Source organism: Mesomycoplasma conjunctivae (genome assembly GCF_000026765.1).
Classification (GTDB): domain Bacteria; phylum Bacillota_I; class Bacilli_A; order Mycoplasmatales; family Metamycoplasmataceae; genus Mesomycoplasma; species Mesomycoplasma conjunctivae.
The window spans coordinates 814,972-834,474 of sequence record NC_012806.1; the positions used below are offsets into that span (position 1 = coordinate 814,972).

Consider the following 19,503-nt stretch of genomic DNA (forward strand, 5'->3'; position numbering starts at 1 on the left):
AAAATTATTATTATAATTTATAAACTATCAAAATGAAAAAGCAAATGTTAAAAATCTTGAAATTATTATATTCAAAGATTAAAACCATACAAATTATTTTTTTTACATATTTAACCATCATCTTAATTGGTGCTGGTATTTTAAGCACACCATGAGCTCGTTTACCAAATGCGGAAAATATTGGTTTTTTTAAAGCTTTATTTACCTCGGTTTCAGCTTTTAGTGACACCGGACTTTCTTTAGTAGATACTGGAACAACATTTAGTGTTTTTGGGCAAATTATTATTGCTTGCTTGATTTTTATAGGCGGGGTTGGCTTTTTTGCAATTAAATTTTTTATTTTTAATTACATTTTTGGTTTCAAGTTAGGTATAGTTAGCCGTGAAATTTTAAAAATTGAGCGCTCTTCTAACAAAATAAGTGAACTAAAAAGTGTTATTAAAACAACAATTTACTTTTTTTTAATTATAATTTTTGTTTTTTCTTTTATCTTATCAATACATTTTTATTCCTATGAAGCCCCTGCTCATAAATTTCCAATTAATCAAAATCCCTATAAAAATATAGGACTTTCAATCAGATTTGGAATTTTTCATACAATTTCTGCACTCAATAATGCTGGTTTTGATTTAGTTGGTGGAAATAGTTTCGAACCTTATTATAGCGATTATTTTCTGCAAACACTTTTTATTTTGCTTACAGTTTTAGGTGGGATTGGTTACCCAGTTATTTATGATTTTTATATTTATTTTAAAAATAAAGTCTTTACTAAGAAGAAAAAAGCTTTTAGTTTTTCTTTATTTACAAAAATATCTTTAATCAGTTACTTTACTATTTTAGTAATTTCTTATACATTATTCATTATTTTTGAAGTGACTACTAAAACAAAAACTTTTTGAAATCTAAATTCTAGTGGAAATACTTTTAACAAATTATTCGCTTTATTATTTCATAATTTTTCAACAAGATCTGTCGGATTTTCCATTTTTGATGTCAACACTTTAACCTCACCTAGCGTTTTTCTAAGTTCAATTTTAATGTTTATTGGATCGGCTCCTTCTTCAACGGGAGGTGGAATTAGGGTGACCACATTCTGAATTTTGATTTTAGCAATTATTGCTAAATTTAGACATTTAAAAGAAATTTATACATTTAAAAGAAAAATTAGTAATGAAAGAGTTAGTGCTTCTGCTATCGTTTTTGTAGTATCAATTATATTAAACTTAACTTTAATTTTTATTTCGTCTGTTTCATTAGATGAAATAAATAATTTAAATCAAAATAATCCCGCTTTTCGATTTGAAATACATCACATTATTTTTGAGGTTAGCTCAGCTTTTGGAACCACTGGTTTATCAACTGGTTTAATTCGCTTTTTACCACCAGTAACACAATTTTGTTTTATGTTAATAATGGTAATTGGTCAATTAGGGGTTAGCTCTTCTGTTCTTGTTTGAAGAGGAACCACTATAGAACGTTCTTCTCATAAATATATCGAAGAAGATGTCATTATTGGCTAAAATCCTATAAATTTATAGCTTTTTTGGATCTAAATTTTAATAATTTAAAACAAAAAACAACACTATTTGGTGTTGTTTTTTGTTGCATTAATAAGCCGCGTTCTGTATTAGTTAATTATTTATCTAGGTTAAAAACCTCTCAACTATTGTTGAATTCCTCTAGTTGAACTCCCCTACCAAAATTTGGGTTTCTAGCTCATGGAGTTTACCGCGTTTCACCTTAATTTAATAAGCTCGTCTCTGTGGCACTTGTCGTCTAGGCTTGGATTTCTTAGATCCAACATGAACACTACTACCATCTCAGGTAGTGCTAGCGCGGACTTTCCTCTACTTTTTTAAAAAGCAGCAATTAACTTATGCTACTTTATTATACTATATTTTTAAGGTATTTAAATTTTCTTTATTTAAATTTTAAAACAAGAAAATTAAATAAAAAAAGTGTATAAAGTCTATATTTTTATACACTTTTTGTAAATATAAATACAAATTACTTTTTAAGAATTTGTTTGAGATTTTCTTTGTAAACTTCAACACCTGGTTGATCAAAGGGATTAAGACCTAAAAGATAAGCTGACATTGCACAAGCTTTTTCAAAAAACATTACTAACCAACCAAAAGAGCGTGCACTGCTATTATTTAAACTAATGACAATATTTGGAGTTTGCCCATTGTGAACATGGGCGGCAAGTGTTGCTTGAAATGCGGAATAGTTAATTTCATGGACTGTTTTTTTTGCTAAATAATTTAGGCCATCTAAATTGCCTAGCTCTTCTTCGAGTTGAATATCATATTTAGGCTCTTTGATAAAAATAACTGTTTCAAAAAAAATACGTGAGCCTTCTTGAATAAATTGCCCAAGTGAGTGTAAATCTGTAGTAAAAATAGCTGATGAGGGTCACAATCCGGTTTTATTTTTACCTTCAGACTCACCAAAAAGTTGTTTTCATCATTCATTAAAAAAGGTTAAAAAAGGTTCATAACCAATGAGAATTTCAGTTTTATAATTCAACTTTTTAAACAAGATATATCTAGCTACCGCATATTGATAAGCTGGATTGAGATCAAGAGATTCCTGAGAAAAAACAATATTGGCTTCTGTGGCACCTCTAATAACTTCATCGATGTTGACTCCTGCACAAATCATAGGGAAAAAACCAACTGATGAAAGCACACTAAATCTACCACCAATGTTGTCAAGAACTACAAATTTTTCATAACCTTTTTGCTCTGCGATGCTTAAAAGTGTTCCTTTATTGGCATCAGTAGTTACAAAAATGAAATTTTTTGCTTTCGATTCTTGCTGGGTTTCCAAAAGGTTTTTAAACAATCTAAAAGCTATTGATGGCTCGATGGTGGTACCTGATTTGGAAATTACATTAATTGCGAATTTTTTAGTAGCTACATATTGTAACTTTTGGTATAAATCAGTTGAAGAAATACTGGTACCAACAAAGATAATCTCCATATCTCTTTTGATTGGATGTAAACCCTGAATAAAATCAATTCCTGCTTTTGCGCCTAGGAAAGAACCACCAATTCCAATAACAACTAAAACTTCGACTTTTTGTTGTTTTAGTTTTTTGGCAATTTGCTTCATTTTCTCTAGTTCATGTTCATTTAAAGCATTTTCCGGAAAATCTTTTCAACCTAAAAATTGATATCCTGGTTTTTTAAGTGCATTCATATCTCTATGAATTTGTGCAACTTCTTCGGAGTAGCTATTAATTTGCAAAAACTGACTACTCTCGATTTTTAACTTTAAATTCATTTAATTGCTCCTCTGCTTTTTGTTTCAAGTTAACAAAATCTTTTTGTGTAGCGCAAAATTCTGTTTTTTTAACCACTAATTTTTTGGAAAAACTTTTATCAACTAATGATGCTTTTAATTTTTTGGTATCAATAGTTAAAATTTTTAATTGGATCTTTTGACCTACTTGATAAAATTCTTCAATTGGCTTAGATGACTCAAGTTGCTCTTTTGTTAAAAAAACTACCCCTTGATATCCATTTGGCATATCGACTCAAAAATACCTAACATTTAAGGATTTTATTGTACACAAAACGTAACTTCCTACTTGCATAATAAAATATTATAATACTTTAAAAATCAAATAAGCTAACTTGTGCTTTTTTTGAAATATTTTTAAAGACTCCCATTTCTTCTAATTTTTTGATTGCGGTAGAATTTGTGCCAGTGCGTTGCTCAAAATCTTCTATAGAAATAAAAGCTTTTTCGCTTCTAGCTTTGACAATATTGCTAGCATTTATATCCCCGATGCCTTCCAAAGATGAAAATGGTGGAATCAAACTATTGTTTTCATAGTTAATAATTCATTGCTGAGCTTCTGATTTTTCAAGGTTAATTTTTTCAATTTCAAAACCGCGCGCTTTTAATTCTAAACTAATTTCTAAAAAAGGAATTAAATCTTTTTCTTTAGCACTAACACTGGTAGAAGAAGAGTTTACTTTTTTACGTAATTCCTTTATTTTTCTATCTATTTCGGCATGTGGAAGGGTTAACGAGTCGATATCTTTGACATCTGGACGGATAGTAAAAAAAACTGAATAAAAAGCGAGAGGGTAATAAAGTTTGAAAAAAGCGATTTTTCAGGCTTTCATTGCATAGGCGGCGGCATGAGCTTTTGGAAACATATAACCAATTTTTTTCAGCGAATCAATATATCAATTTGGAACATTTTTGGCAATCATTAATTGCTCTTGTTCTTCATCAACCCCTTTTCCTTTTCGCACTCTTTCCATGATATTGAAAGCGGTTAGTGGATCTAAATTTTGCTTAATTAAGTAAATCATTATGTCATCACGACAAGATATTACATCTTTTATTTGCAATTTTTGTTCGCGAATTAAAGGTTCTGCATTATCTTGCCAAACATTTTTACCATGTGAAAGACCACAAATTGCAACAATGTCAGCGAAACTTTTAACTCGCGCATTTTGAAGCATTTTTCTAACAAAAGGGGTTCCAAATTCAGGTAGTCCTATTGCCCCAGTTAACTCCCCACCAATTTGTTCTGGCTTTATTTTTAAAGGTTTAGTAGAATAAAATAGTTCAATAATTTGTGGATCACTTTTTGGAATAGTCTCAGATTTTATACCTGTTATTTCTTCTAAAAGAAGCAATATTTTAGGATCATCATGACCTAAAATATCCAATTTTAAAAGGTTATCATGAATGGAATCATAATCAAAATGTGTTGTTTTTCAACCAGATTTTTCATTATTGGCTGGATAATTTATTGGAGTAAAGTCTTCGATATCGTATTCTTCAGGAATCACAATTATACCACCAGCGTGTTTTCCACTTGTTCTTTTAACCCCATTTGCTTTTGTTGCTAAGAAATCCATAAAAGTGGTTGTAAAAAAGGATATTTCTTGATTAGATTGAAATCTTTTATCTAAACTAGCTTTGACTTCACTAAGTTTTCGCGCTAATCCATAAACTGTTTTTTCTGCATTTGTCAAAATAGTTCCGGCTCGAAAAGTGTTTTTATCGCCAAAAAGATCCCTTACATAATCATGCATTTTTAATTGAATATCACTTGAAAAGTTAAGATCAATATCAGGAACTTTATCAGCTTCAAAACCTAAAAAGGTTTCAAAAGGTATGTTTTGACCATCACGGTTTAAAATGTGACCACATTTTGAACATTTTTTTTCAGGTAGATCATAACCACATAAAATATCAGGGTCATCTGAAAATTCGACATTTTGACAACTAAGACATAAATAATGCGGTTCTAAAGGATTAACATCAGTAATACCTGTCAAATATGCCACAATTGAAGAGCCTACAGAACCACGAGAATCAACAATTGCACCTTGTCTTTTTGCTTCATGAACTAGACTTTTAGAAATTCAATAAATGACATGAAAACCGTGCTCAATAATTGGATTTAGCTCACGTTTTATACGCTTTTCAATTTTTTCAGGAATAATTTTTCCATACTTTTTATGTGCATTTTCATAGACAAATTCTTTTAATTTATATTCTGAATTATCAAATTTAGGTTTGTATAAACCAGGTTTAATTATTTCAATATTATTATCGATTTGATCAGATATTAAATTAGAATTTTTTATCACTATTTCTTTAATTAATTTTTCATCTTCAAGAAAGGCGAATTGATTAATCAATTCTTCTGTTGTAAAAAGGTATTTATCTGGGAAAATATGTGATTTTTTATAATCTTCGCGCTCTCGATGATCAAAAAGATTGTGTGAACCACCACCGACGCGTTTTGCATAAATATATAATTCATGAAAAATTTTTTGTTTTGGTTCAACATAACGAACATCACCGATGGCAACAACTGGTTTTTTATACTTCTTACCAAAAGCTATTAAAGTTTTTAAAAGATCAAAAATGTGTTCTTTTTTAAACATATTTCGCTCTATTAAATGTCTAAAAGCTTCAGGTGGTGGTAGCTCTATAAAGTCAAAAATTGGAATGAATTTTTCAGCATTTTCTTTTGTAGAAAACAAAAGATTATCAATTAAAATTGACTCTGGGCCACCTGAGCCAATGAGTAAATTTTCATCTTTTTCAAGCAAATCATAAAAAAGTAAAGGCTTTGAAATCAAATAATCAGTATTAGATAATGATACTAATTGGTATAACTTTTTGATTCCTGCTTGATTTTTTGCAATAATTGTAAATTCCTTGCTAAAAACTTTTTCAGGTTTTAAATCAAAAATTGATTGACTTGTATACTCAAGTTTTTTTAAATCTGTAATATCTTGATCTAAAATTTGTGTTAAAAAATTTAGTCAAACTTTCGATAAAATTTCCGCATCATAGTCAGCGCGGTGTGCAACTGTTTCATCATAATACAAACCAATAAGTTTGCTAACATTTTTAAGGCTATGTGATTTTTGACTAGGATTCAAAAAGCGACTGACTTGTAATGTATCAATTATTGGTTGGTCAATTGTCATACTTGCTTCTTTTTTAAACAATTCTGCTAAAAAATTGAAGTCAAATTTAGCATTATGGGCTACCAAAATACTGTCTTTAATAATTTTAGAAATTCTATAAAAAGCTTCAGTTGCCTCTATTCCTTGCTCATCGACCATCTCTTGAGTTATGTTAGTTATCTTGGTAATTTCTGTTGGAATAGGCTCTTTAGCTTTGACAAAAAATTGGTGTGATTCAGTTTGAATTCCGTCCTGAATGACAACAGCACCAAATTCGATGATCTCGTTATAAACAGGAGAAAGACCAGTTGTTTCAAGGTCGAAGACAACATATCTTGCAGATTTTAAATCAAAATTTTTCTTATAATTTAGAACCTTGTGAATTTTGCTACTCACTGTTGAAAAGGTAGAGCCATAAATACCTTTAATTGATTTACCTTTAAGTGCGTTGAAAAAATCGGGGAAAGCCTGCACAGAATCAGAGTCGGCAATTCCGATTGCAGTAAAGCCCATTTGCTCAGCGGCTTCGACATATTCTTTAGGACTTGAAATACCATCCATTGTGGATTTTGAAGTTCGTGCTGTTAATTCAACTCTTTTCTTTTTAGCATTGTCAATTCGTGGTAGACCAAAAGATTCTGGACGCTTAACTTTTTCTAGTTTTCTTAAAGAAATATCAACATTATCTTTAAATGGGTTTTCTGGTTTTAAAATATCTGCTCAAACTTTTAAATAATCACCAACAACAAAATCTAAATTTTCATTTTTAGATGCAAATGAAAATTTAACTGCTTCTGTATAGTTAGCATCATTTACAAAAATTTGATTAAAAAAAGTGTTCTTTTTTGTTTTAATTGAGTTGATTTTATAGACTTGTGCGTAAAACCAAACTGAAGGTTGTAAGTGACTACGAATATCTTTTAAGTCTATAAATTCATATTCTTTTAGTGGTTTTGAGCTTGCTTTCTTTTTAGTTATTTTTGGTGAATCTAAAGGTCTGATCAATGATTTTTGCCTAGCATTTAATTCATCAATACTGATTTGGTTTTCAAGCCTGTCATCATATAAAAAATTAATTTTTAATTGTGGAATGCCCAATTTTTTTGCAATTTTGAAAAACTTATCTTCATTTTTAAGCACAAGTTGAAAAGTTTCTTTGTTTAAAAATAAAACTGTGAACTCGTCAATATTATTGCGAATAAATTCTAAATTAGTAAAAAAATTAGCTTGTTTAAAAACAAGTTGTGCTATTAAATTTGCATAGTCTAAAAATTCTTCATCTTTAAAATCTGGTTGTTCTATTTTTAAATCAAGGTTGAGTTTAAAACTATATTTTTCAGGAAAACCTGTATTAAATTTTTGAACATTTTGCAATAAATCATAAGTACTTTTTGCTTTAGGCAAGCTTGTTTTAAAAATACGAATATTCATTAATTCTGATGGGTTAGGATCTTTTTCAATTGTCACATCATCCCAATCATAAGGAACACTTCAACCTATAAAATCACAAAGTTTTTTAAATTTTTTATCCATAATTTCAACCTTCTTTTTTATAGCCCAAAAAGTTTAAAAAAATCTCATTTATATACTTGAGATTTTTTTATTAATAATAAATTTATAAAAATTTTAATTGTTATTAATTAAAAAACAATAAATTATAATGCTTTTTCTGCATTGGGATTAATTTTAAAACTTTTACGTAGTTTGTAATATTTATCTCCTGATTTAATAAAGTAAGCCACACCTTCTACTTGTTTGTTTTCCTCATTAAAACGAGCAGCTATTTCAAAACAAGCTGCAACAATTTTTTCACCATTTTCCGGTTTGAAATTAACATCTTCTTCAAATTCTGTAAGAAATTTTACATTAGATGGACTATTAGTAAAAGTTAAGTGCTTTCATTTATTTCAAAAATCTTCAATAGTTTTAAATTTGCTAGATATAAATCCTTCAGAATTATTAAATCTTTGGACAAAACTGTTATTACTTACGGAATCTGTGCTTCCTAGTTTTCAAAAATCTAATCTACTATTTTGTTGGATTACACTTTGAATTTGAGGATTTATTGTCTCTGTTGTATTAGATGAAACAGTTGATGTATCTGATTCATTATTTGTTGTTTTATTTGCTGGATTGTATGATTTTGTATCTGTTTTTTTAGTTTCTTTACCTTCATTTTTATAGGATGAAGTGTTGTATGTACAGCTAACTGCTATAAAAGGAACAGCTGCTAATAATAGACTAAATATTTTTAATTTTTTCATAACAACAAAATTATATAAATTTATTTTCAAAATCAAAATAAAGACAAGGTATTTATACTTATAGAGTAGTAGTAATTTCAAAAATATGCGATTTATAGCAATTTAATTTTATTTTTGTTTAACTAAGCTAAAAAATCTTTTTTTGCTATAATATAATGGCAATATTATAGTTAAAGGAAAAATATATTAATGAACAAATTTTTAAAAATCGGATTAATTTTAGCTGGTTTTGGAGCCACACTTGCCATATCCATTGGTGCTGCAAGTGCTGTTGCAAGCAGATCAGCCTTAATAAGTCGTTATTCAACTACAGTATCAAATTGAAGTCAATTTTTACCTGGAGTTAAAAAGACTGGCTTAATTCTTAACTATTCTGCTAACTTAAGTGAAAATACTGAAAAAGTAAATAAAATTTTAAAAACTTTTGATGAAACTTCTTTAAGACAAAATCCTACTTTTGTACAACAAGCCGTTGATGCTTTAGCAAAAACAGATGTCAAGGATGAATACTTTGTAAATGTTGCTAAAGCATGAAACTTAAATTTGGCAGCCGGTTTAGAAGAAGGTTTACCATCATATGATTTCTGAACTAAAAGAATAAATGAAGCAACTCAACTAGAAGCTCAACTACAAATTTCTAATCAACTAAATACTTTCTTACTATTACACACAATCGGATCAAACGTTTTATCAACATTGGCGCTAACCCCAGCAGCTCAAAAAGTATACGCAGATAGATACAACAATGCAACCAATCCTAAACTTTTATTTGCAGCAATAGGTAAATCAAAACCAGAAAATACAATAGCTAAAAATATTCAAGCACAAATAGCAACAATTGGCGGATTTGCTAAAGACACTACAAATAGCGGAACCAACAGCACAAGTGCAACTACAATTTTACAAATCCAAAGTAAATATAATGATATTTTCTTTGCAGCTCACCCTGAAACTTACAAACAAATAAGTGAAAAACTTGCAACTGTTATTAAAGCAATTACTGAAAAACAGACTCAAAATGGTGAATTAAAAAACTTATTAACTGAAGCAACTAATTACAAACCAACTGTTACTGAACAACCAAAAACTGAGGAAACTAAAACTTCTGAAGCACCAAAACAAGAACAACCTACCCAACCTGCAGAAACTAGTCCAGCTAGCCAAGCTACTTCTACCGATCCTAAATTACCAATTGCTAAACCTGGCAAAATAACTCCTGTTGTGGTTATTGGTATACCTGAACCTAAGTAATTTTATTTATGTAACAAAAAAATGCAAAATTAAAATGTTTGCATTTTTTTGTTATCTTTCAATTTTTAATCTTATTGTTTTTAATAAAAATGTTCCAAGTTGCCTACTATCCAAGCTTTGATCAAGATTGTCACCAAGTGCAAAAAAACTTTTATCAGGAATAACTCAACTTGAGTTAAAAAAGAAAGAGTTATTGCTTTGTTTGAAAAATAAATTATTTATAAAAATTTTACCTTCTGCATCTATTTGGACTAAATCTCTAGGTAAAGCAACAACTCTTTTAATAAAAACTTGATTATTGAAATCAAAAATTACAATATCGTTTCTTTTAATATTTCCAATATTTTTTTGAGCTAATAAAATTTGCTTATCTTGAAGTGTTGGTGACATTGAATCACCGCTGATTTGAATGATAGTATAAAATTGAAAAAATATTAATATAGATAATAATATAAGAAAAATAATCAAGAATATTCATGATCATTTATTCTTGATTATTTTTTTAACTAATTGATAAAAGTTGTTCATTTTTCTATCTAATTTACCAATTTAACAACACTTTTTCGATATTGAACTAACGATATTATGAGATAAACAAACATAATAAATGCTGAACAAATTAGTCATACAATAAATAAAACTAAAGAGTTATCAGCAATACTTACATCTAATTCTGAGACCCCAGTTGCAAGTCGCACTATTGGATTCATTAATGGAATAATAACTATAAAACTGATAATTAAAGTGAAAAAAGAAATTGCTAAAACATGCATATTTTGATAGAAAATTGTTCAAAATGAAGAAGCACCAAGTGCTTTTAAAATTCCTAATGTCTTCTTTTTTGTATCAGCTAGTGACTTAAAGTAGGTGATTAAAAATACTATAAACACTATGATAAAAATTACGAAGAAGGAAAATGTAACAAGTTCAACAACCTTACTATATGGGAAAAGTTGAGACAAAACATCTTTTTGCCCGTGAATATTATATTTGTTATCATTAAAGAACTTAGAAATTTTTAAATTCTCTTCTTCACTAGCTTTGAAAAGGTCGTGATACACAGTCACTTGAAAAGAAGAGTTCTTTTTAATGTAATTTTCTACAAAATCTGGAGTATACCTAAACTCATTTACCTTAGATTTAAAAATACCAACAATTTTAAAATCAACAGGAGTTCTAGGATGAAGATCAGCATCGAATCTGGCTTGAATGATAGAATTTAATTTTAAATTAAATTCTTTTTGTTCCTGTAAAAAACGAGTTGAAACTAAAATTTCATTAAAATTTTGAGGTTTGCTACCTTCTATTATTTCTACATTAAGATCATCACTTGATGATTGTATAAAACTATGCAAAAAATTAGGATTAAGCTCATTATTAGTGGTGTTTATTTCTTGTTGCACAAAAGAAAATAATTTAGAATTTTTAGATAGTATATTAGACTTGTCTATTTCTATATTTTGTATTAAATCTCTATTTACTCATAAGTCTGCATTTGTTGCAAATGATAAAGATTTGTAAACACCCACTACTTTAACATCGTAATTTAAATTTTCTAGGAGTTCAGAGTTAGTGGAAGCATCAATAGCAGGTTTTAAATTAATTGTTTTATCTAAAGGATTTTTTAACTTCAATTCTTTAGCAAAATTTTCACTAATAAGAATTTCATTTTTATTAGAAATAAATTTTCCTTTAAAATTAGAGAGATTACTGGATCTTTGTTTAAAAAAATCATTAATTAAAATTTGTTGAAAATTTGAACTGCTAGCAGTTGTTTTATCACTAGTAAAAATAAGAGGACCATTATAAATTTGCTGAGGTAAAATTGCTGTTATGTGTTTATTGTTCTTTAGAATATCATAATCTTTTTCATTAAAATACTCTTTAGAAGGTGTGAATTTATTTTCAATCTTTTTATTTTTACTGATAGTTATGGAATCCAAATTATTACTTACCACAAAATTATTTGATAAGCTAGAAGTATTTTGGCTTAAACTAAAGGAAAAATTAATAGAAAAAATTAGTAAAACCAAACTAAACACCATCATAAAAACTTGCATGATTTTACCTTTTATATCTGCTTTAGCAAATTTAGGTGCGATTTTTAATTTGTTAATGCTGTTAGATTTTGCTTTATTTTCTACAATTATATTATTTTGCGCAATTGTTGATTCATCGAATGCCTTTTGTGTTTTGATCTGTTGATCTTCGATCACTAAAATTTGATCAGCATAATTTTTAACTAATTCTAAATTATGACTAACAATTACTATAGTTTTATTTTGCGACAAGTCTTTTAATGTTTGAAAAATAATTTCAGATGTATTAGGATCTAAATTTCCAGTGGGCTCATCTAACAAAATAAAGTCAGCATCTCTATTTAGTGCTCTCAAAATTGCAACTCTTTGTTGCTCGCCACCTGATAGACTGCGCACATCATTTTTTAAAATTTCTGAATTTATATTAATACTAATAGCTTGTTTTTCAAGATTTTGATAATTAAAATCTAAACCAATAACAGAATTTCCTATTTGAATATTTTCTTTAACATTTAAATTAGGAATAAGATTAAAATTTTGAAAAACTAAATCAATTTTTGGTTTTGTAATTTTTTGATTGCTAGAATCAAAAAAGCTAATGTTACCCGAATCAGATTTAATAATTTTAGCAATCATGTTCAGTAAAGTGGTTTTACCCGCCCCTGATTGGCCAACAATTGCTGTAATTTTATTAGTTGGAATAGTAAAACTACTATTTTTAATAATTAATCTTGATTTTTCCTTTTTACCAACACTTTTTGTTAAATTTTCAACTCTAATCATTTTTTCTTAATAGTTCTACTCCTTGTAATGTATAGAAGAAACTTCTAATATCTATTGTTTGATTGTTATTGTAAATATTATTAAGATAATTGCTTAAAAAAATTAATTATCTTTTCTTTGCTTAATTTTATATTAGATTTTTCATTTGAATTATTTAGTCAAGCTCCTAAACCCGCAAATGCTTTTGGTTGTTCCATATTCACTACGACAGCGGTTGCTCCCATAGTACTACTGTCCCTAATCCTAATGTGATTTTTTTAAGTTTATTCATGATTCTCCTTTTTTTGTTGATAAATTATTGTATTCTTGTTGTTATTTTTATGTATGTTTAGACTTTATTATATCAAAAAAAGAATTTTTAAAAAAATTTTTTCAAAAAAATAAAAAAAGCAACTTCTGTTGCTTAATTCTAATTTTATAGTTCTTTCAAAACTGAATAGTATATTTATTAAAATATCTTAAGATCATTAACATTTTTAAACTTTGAATTTATTAGTATTAGTAAGCTGAATGTATTACTACACTTACACCTCTAACCTATCAACCTCATAGTCTATAAGGAATTTCATAAGGAATACTCATCTTTGAGGCAGCTTCCCGCTTAGATGCTTTCAGCGGTTATCTGTTCCGTACTTAGCTACCCAGCTATGCCTTTGGCAAGACAACTGGAACACCAGCGGTACGTCCACTCCGGTCCTCTCGTACTAAGAGCAGCTCTCATCAATATTCCAACGCCCACATCAGATAGGGACCGAACTGTCTCACGACGTTCTGAACCCAGCTCACGTACCGCTTTAATTGGCGAACAGCCAAACCCTTGGAACCGACTCCAGCTCCAGGATGCGATGAGCCGACATCGAGGTGCCAAACCTTCCCGTCGATGTGATCTCTTGGGGAAGATTAGCCTGTTATCCCCGGGGTAGCTTTTATCCGTTGAGCGACGGCCATTCCACAATGTACCGCCGGATCACTAAGTCCTGCTTTCGCACCTGCTCGACTTGTAGGTCTCGCAGTCAACCACACTTTTACCTTTACGCTCTACATATGGTTTCTGACCATATTGAGTGTAGCTTTGAACACCTCCGTTACTCTTTAGGAGGCGACCGCCCCAGTCAAACTACCCACCACGCACTGTCTCTCTTCCAGATGATGGAAGTAGGTTAGAAAATCAATTTAATAAGGGTGGTATTTCAACGGTGACTCCACACAAACTAGCGTCTATGCTTCAAAGTCTCCCACCTATCCTACACATACTAAACCAATCTTCAATACGAAGTTATAGTAAAGCTCCACGGGGTCTTTTCGTCTTGATGCGGGTAACCAGCGTTTTCACTGGTACCATAATTTCACCGAGTCCAATGTTGAGACAGTAGGGAGATCATTGCGCCTTTCGTGCAGGTCAATAATTAGTTGACAAGGAATTTCGCTACCTTAGGACCGTTATAGTTACGGCCGCCGTTCACCCGGGCTTCACTTGAATGCTTCGCATAGCTAACATCTCCGCTTAACCTTCGGGCACTGGGCAGGCTTCACCCTCTATACATCGTTTTGCAACTTAGCAGAGAGCTGTGTTTTTGATAAACAGTTGCCCCCCCTATTTTACTGTGGCCCATAAATGGGCACCCCTTCTTGCGAACTTACGGGGTAATTTTGCAGAGTTCCTTAACATTGGTTTTCTCGCTCGCCTTAGAATACTCATCTTGGGGACGTGTGTCCGTTCTCGGTACAGGTTGGTAAGAAATTAACACTAGAAGTTTTTCTTGGAAACATAGAATCATTTAATTCGCTACTTGGGTCGCCCCTTCACTATGCATCATAACTCAGAATTAATGTTGTACGGATTTGCCTATACAACTTCCTAATTATTTACCCCACAATCCACTAAGTGGTAAAACTATCTTTTTTCGTCACTCCATCATTCTCTTATCAAGTACAGGAATATTAACCTGTTGTCCATCGAATACGCATTTCTGCCTCTCCTTAGGCCCTGACTAACCCTGGGTGGACGAACCTTGCCCAGGAAACCTTCCCCAATAGGCGTCGAAGATTCTCACTTCGAATCGTTACTCATTCCGGCATTCTCACTTTTAATTTCTCCACCAGTGTTCACACTCTAGCTTCAATGAAATTAAAACGCTCTCCTAACGTACATTTTATAAAAAGATGTACCCGTAGCTTCGGTATTGTGTTTGAGTCCCGTTACATTATTGGCGCAAGATCTCTTGACTAGTGAGCAATTACGCACTCTTTAAATGGTGGCTGCTTCTAAGCCAACATCCTAGTTGTTTAAGAAATCTCACAACCTTTCTCACTTAACACAATTTTGGGACCTTAGCTGACGATCTGGGTTGTTTCCCTCGCGAGCGTGGACGTTATCACCCACGTTCCGACTGCATAGTTTAATTTTAATGGTATTCGGAGTTTGATTATAGTCAGTACAGCTAGGTGCCGCCATTCCACATTCAGTGCTCTACCCCCATTAAACAATTCTACACGCTAGCCCTAAAGCTATTTCGGAGAGAACCAGCTATCTCCAGGTTCGATTGGAATTTCACCGCTATCCACAAGTCATCCGGGCACTTTTTAGCGTACTACGGTTCGAGCCTCCACTTTGTTTTACCAAAGTTTCACTCTGCTCATGGATAGATCACCTGGTTTCGGGTATATGCCAATATACTCATTCGCCCTATTCAGACTCGGTTTCCCTACGGCTCCGCTTTATTCTGCTTAACCTTGCATATTAACATAACTCGCCGGACCATACTGCAAGATGTACGCCATCACACATTAACGTGCTCTGACTACTTGTAAGTAAATGGTTTCAGAATCTATTTCACTCCCCTCTCGGGGTTCTTTTCACCTTTCCCTCACGGTACTAGTTCACTATCGGTGTCTGATTAGTATTTAGCCTTACCGGGTGGTCCCGGCAGATTCAGACAGGGTTTCACGTGCCCCGCCCTACTCAGGATACATTTATGAGGTTTTATAATTTTGTATACAGGAATGTCACCTTCTATGTTAAAGCTTTCCAACTTTTTCTACTATTATAAAACTTTATAACTCAATTAAAATGTCCTACAACCCCACTAATGTGGTTTGGGCTCTTTCCCATTCGCTCGCCGCTACTAAGGAAATCATTATTTATTTTCTTTTCCTGTTGTTACTAAGATGTTTCAATTCACAACGTGTCTCGCTTATTTAACTATGGATTCATTAAATAGCAACTAAGGTTTGCTTAGTTAGGTTTCCCCATTCGGAAATCTCCGTATTATAGCTTATATCCAGCTCCACGAAGCTTATCGCAGGTAATCACGTCCTTCTTCGACTTTCAGACCCAAGGCATCCACCAAATACTCTTACTTATTTAAAAAGTTAATACAACTTTTTGTATAGCCTATTGTTATACATAAAGATAAATATCTTAAGGTATTTTAATATTGGTAATCTATTAAAATTGATTAAATCAATTGATTTAACTCGGTTGTTTAATAAGATCATTGGAATATGTAAATTTATTACATATTTTTGATACTATTCAGTTTTCAAAGAACTAAGAGCATTAGAGCTCTCAAAACTAGATACATACCATTTAATTAATTAAAATAAATTTATAGGATTTTAAAATAAAAAACAAAATTTGATAATTACTGTAAAAAATAAAATGGAGATTAATTTTTACAGTTTTTAATATTTACAATATTAAAATTGTGTAATTCCGTAGAAAGGAGGTGTTCCATCCCCACGTTCTCGTAGGGATACCTTGTTACGACTTCACCCCAGTCATCAGTCCTGCCTTAGGCAATGGTCTCCGAAGTTAACTCACCGACTTTGGGCATTACCAACTCCCATGGTGTGACGGGCGGTGTGTACAAAACCCGAGAACGTATTCACCGCAGCGTAGCTGATCTGCGATTACTAGCGATTCCGACTTCATGAAGTCGAGTTGCAGACTTCAATCCGAACTGGGACTACTTTTTTGAGATTTGCTTAACGTCACCGTCTTGCGTCTCTTTGTAGTAGCCATTGTAGCACGTGTGTTGCCCCACTCGTAAGAGGCATGATGATTTGACGTCGTCCCCACCTTCCTCCGGCTTACACAGGCAGTATCTTTAGAGTCCTCGTCTTTCACGTTAGTAACTAAAGAAAGGGGTTGCGCTCGTTGCAGGACTTAACCTAACATCTCACGACACGAGCTGACGACAACCATGCACCATCTGTCATCTTGTTAGCCTCCACTATATCTCTATAGCTTTGCAAGGATGTCAAGAGTGGGTAAGGTTCTACGCGTATCTTCAAATTAAACCACATGCTCCACCGCTTGTGCGGGTTCCCGTCAATTCCTTTAAGTTTCACTCTTGCGAGCATACTACTCAGGCGGATCATTTAACGCGTTAGCTGTGTTAGTGATTTAATACCACCAACTAATGATCATCGTTTACAGCGTGGACTACCAGGGTATCTAATCCTGTTTGCTCCCCACGCTTTCGTCCCTTAGTGTCAATGTATGACCAGTTAGCTGCCTTCGCCTATTGGTGTTCTTCCTAATATCTACGCATTCCACCGCTACACTAGGAATTCCGCTAACCTCTTCATAATTCTATTTTGCCAGTATCTAAAGCGGGCTGAAGTTGAGCTTCAGTATTTAACCTTAAACTTAACAAAAAACCTACGGACGCTTTACGCCCAATAATTCCGGATAACGCTTGCGACCTATGTATTACCGCGGCTGCTGGCACATAGTTTGCCGTCGCTTTCTAATAAGGTACCGTCAAGATCAAATCATTTCCTATTTGATTTTTTCTTTCCTTATAACAGCAGTTTACATCCCGAGGGATTTCATCCTGCACGCTGTGTCGCTCCATCAAGCTTTCGCTCATTGTGGAAAATTCCTTACTGCTGCCTCCCGTAGGAGTCTGGGCCGTATCTCAGTCCCAGTGTGGCGGTACAACCTCTTGGCCCCGCTAAACATCATTGTCTTGGTGAGCCATTACCTCACCAACTAACTAATGTTCCGCACCCCCATTTCTAGGTGAAGCTTTAAAGGCTCCTTTCTATATTTCTTCATGCGAAAAAATATTATATTCGGTATTAGCTACTGTTTCCAGTAGTTATCCCAATCCTAAAGGTAGGTTAGGTACGTGTTACTCACCCATTCGCTACTAAATGTTTTAGTAAACTAAAACATCCCGTTCAACATGCATGTATTAGGCACACAGCAAGCGTTCATCCTGAGCTAGGATCAAACTCTCAAAAAAATTGCGTGTTTAATTTAAATGGTTTTGCTTATGTATCTAGTTTTGAAAGATCTAATGCTGCCTTTTGTTTTTAAGGCGTAAATAATATTTTACTATATTTTTTTAAAACACCAAGAAAATTTTTTATTTTTTTTCTTGTTGCTCGCCTTATTTCAAAAGAGCAAAATTAATTTTACAATATAAAACAAAAAAACCAAGAAAATTTTTTTATTTTTTTAAAAGCACTAGTTTTTAGCTAAAATATTATTTGTAAATAGTAATTGTATAAATTATATAATATATAATAGAGATGTTTTATGAACCCTATAATTAGAAATATATTAATAGTATCAATCTTTGCCGCAATAGCAATAACTGTTATAACCTTGATAATATCAAATATCAAAAAAAATAAAATTGTAAAAAAGTACCAACAGCTAAATAATGATAAATTATTAGTAGAAAAAAATATTAAAATAAATGATATAGTTAATCAAATACAAAATACAAATTTGATTGTTGAAGAGGTAGAATTTATATTAAATATTATTGATACTTATAATTATAAAAAACCACTTTTTCTAGAAACAGATGGTTTATTGTCGATTTTAAGTGCAAAAATGAATAAAATTAACACTTATATTTTAAAAGAACATTTAATATTAAAGCAATTTGAAGATCACAAAAAAGAAATAACACAAAATAATATTATAATATTAGATAAACCTGAAAATAATTATGATTTTATCTATCTTTTTAATTCAAATTACCAAAATGAATGGAAAGTTTTAAACTTTTTTTATAAATTATTAGATGAAGGTGGTATTTTTGTAATTAAATTAGAGAGAAAAAATAGAAAAAATCTTCTTAACGATCTTAAATATAATAATATTAAATACTATTTAGATTATTATTTTAACTTGATTATTATTAAAAAAGAAAAATCTATTAAAATATAATATCTAAACCAAAAAAGGAAGGAATTTAAAATGCAAAAAAATAGTAATAATCAAATACTTTTAACTAAAGAAAAGTTAGAAGAATTAAAACAAGAGTTAAATAATTTAATTAATATTGAACGTAATAATGTAATTGAAGAAATAAAATATGCTCGTCAACAAGGTGACTTATCTGAAAATGCCGAGTACGATGCTGCTCGTGAAAAACAAGGAGTTATCGAATCACGAATTCGTGAGCTTGATGCCATTATTACAAAAGCACAAATTATTCGCACAAACACTGGAAGTTCTAGTATTTCAGTGGGATCTAAAGTTACTATCGAAAATTTAAAAAACAACAAAATCAACACTTTTCAAATAGTTGGTTCTTCTATTGATGCTGATCCTTTCCAAAATAAAATTTCTATTTCTTCAGCTTTTGCACAAGCTATTATGGGTCAACATGAAGGTGACGAATTAGATGTTGATACCATTGAAAAGTATTCTGTGCGTATTTTGAAAGTCGAAAATAATTAATT

General features: G+C 31.2%; 11 protein-coding genes, 2 rRNA genes and 1 other RNA gene. 4 read left to right on the forward strand and 10 right to left on the reverse strand.

Annotated elements, in window-relative coordinates; genetic code table 4:
• Positions 1 to 56: 56 nt before the first annotated feature.
• The gene (locus MCJ_RS03385) at positions 57 to 1,520 is read left to right on the forward strand and encodes a TrkH family potassium uptake protein (protein ID WP_231833523.1); all 1,464 of its coding nucleotides are present in this window, start codon (positions 57 to 59) and stop codon (positions 1,518 to 1,520) included.
• A gap of 86 nt (positions 1,521 to 1,606) precedes the next feature.
• Here the strand turns inward: MCJ_RS03385 and rnpB are convergent.
• From rnpB to MCJ_RS03405, 5 genes are all read right to left on the reverse strand, one after another.
• Positions 1,607 to 1,881, reverse strand: an RNA gene (rnpB, locus tag MCJ_RS03645) — RNase P RNA component class B.
• 126 nt (positions 1,882 to 2,007) lie between these two features.
• Complete coding sequence (locus MCJ_RS03390) at positions 2,008 to 3,288, reverse strand: glucose-6-phosphate isomerase (RefSeq protein ID WP_041594560.1); 1,281 nt, start codon at positions 3,286 to 3,288, stop codon at positions 2,008 to 2,010.
• The gene (locus MCJ_RS03395) at positions 3,260 to 3,535 is read right to left on the reverse strand and encodes a hypothetical protein (protein WP_012751892.1); all 276 of its coding nucleotides are present in this window, start codon (positions 3,533 to 3,535) and stop codon (positions 3,260 to 3,262) included. The genes MCJ_RS03390 and MCJ_RS03395 overlap by 29 nt, the downstream gene beginning before the upstream one ends.
• Before the next feature lie 85 nt (positions 3,536 to 3,620).
• On the reverse strand, positions 3,621 to 7,988 hold the full coding sequence (locus MCJ_RS03400; RefSeq protein ID WP_012751893.1) for a PolC-type DNA polymerase III: 4,368 nt from the start codon (positions 7,986 to 7,988) through the stop codon (positions 3,621 to 3,623).
• A 122-nt stretch (positions 7,989 to 8,110) separates the two neighbouring features.
• Positions 8,111 to 8,719, reverse strand: a complete 609-nt coding sequence (locus MCJ_RS03405) for a protein-tyrosine phosphatase family protein (RefSeq protein ID WP_012751894.1) — start codon at positions 8,717 to 8,719, stop codon at positions 8,111 to 8,113.
• Between the two features lie 189 nt (positions 8,720 to 8,908).
• Between MCJ_RS03405 and MCJ_RS03410 the strand changes: the two genes are divergently transcribed.
• Positions 8,909 to 9,970: a hypothetical protein gene (locus tag MCJ_RS03410; RefSeq protein ID WP_012751895.1), complete on the forward strand. Its 1,062-nt coding sequence runs from the start codon at positions 8,909 to 8,911 to the stop codon at positions 9,968 to 9,970.
• A 51-nt stretch (positions 9,971 to 10,021) separates the two neighbouring features.
• Here the strand turns inward: MCJ_RS03410 and lepB are convergent, their stop codons facing one another.
• The 5 genes from lepB to MCJ_RS03430 form a co-directional block, all read right to left on the reverse strand.
• Positions 10,022 to 10,498 carry a signal peptidase I gene (gene lepB, locus MCJ_RS03415; protein WP_083771826.1) on the reverse strand — a complete coding sequence of 159 codons (477 nt, stop codon included), beginning with the start codon at positions 10,496 to 10,498 and terminating at the stop codon, positions 10,022 to 10,024.
• A gap of 8 nt (positions 10,499 to 10,506) precedes the next feature.
• Positions 10,507 to 12,792, reverse strand: a complete 2,286-nt coding sequence (locus MCJ_RS03420; protein WP_012751897.1) for an ABC transporter ATP-binding protein/permease — start codon at positions 12,790 to 12,792, stop codon at positions 10,507 to 10,509.
• 80 nt (positions 12,793 to 12,872) lie between these two features.
• Complete coding sequence (locus MCJ_RS03700; protein ID WP_156768883.1) at positions 12,873 to 13,016, reverse strand: hypothetical protein; 144 nt, start codon at positions 13,014 to 13,016, stop codon at positions 12,873 to 12,875.
• A 248-nt stretch (positions 13,017 to 13,264) separates the two neighbouring features.
• Positions 13,265 to 16,162 (reverse strand): 23S ribosomal RNA (locus MCJ_RS03425).
• Positions 16,163 to 16,513: 351 nt separating this feature from the next.
• A 16S ribosomal RNA gene (locus tag MCJ_RS03430) occupies positions 16,514 to 18,047 on the reverse strand.
• The 16S and 23S rRNA genes sit together here, the layout of an rRNA operon.
• Positions 18,048 to 18,343: 296 nt before the next feature.
• Between MCJ_RS03430 and MCJ_RS03435 the strand changes: the two genes are divergently transcribed.
• Both MCJ_RS03435 and greA read left to right on the forward strand, forming a co-directional pair.
• On the forward strand, positions 18,344 to 18,985 hold the full coding sequence (locus MCJ_RS03435) for a BC85_0335 family putative methyltransferase (protein ID WP_012751899.1): 642 nt from the start codon (positions 18,344 to 18,346) through the stop codon (positions 18,983 to 18,985).
• 30 nt (positions 18,986 to 19,015) lie between these two features.
• Positions 19,016 to 19,501: a transcription elongation factor GreA gene (greA, locus tag MCJ_RS03440; protein WP_012751900.1), complete on the forward strand. Its 486-nt coding sequence runs from the start codon at positions 19,016 to 19,018 to the stop codon at positions 19,499 to 19,501.
• Positions 19,502 to 19,503: the final 2 nt, after the last annotated feature.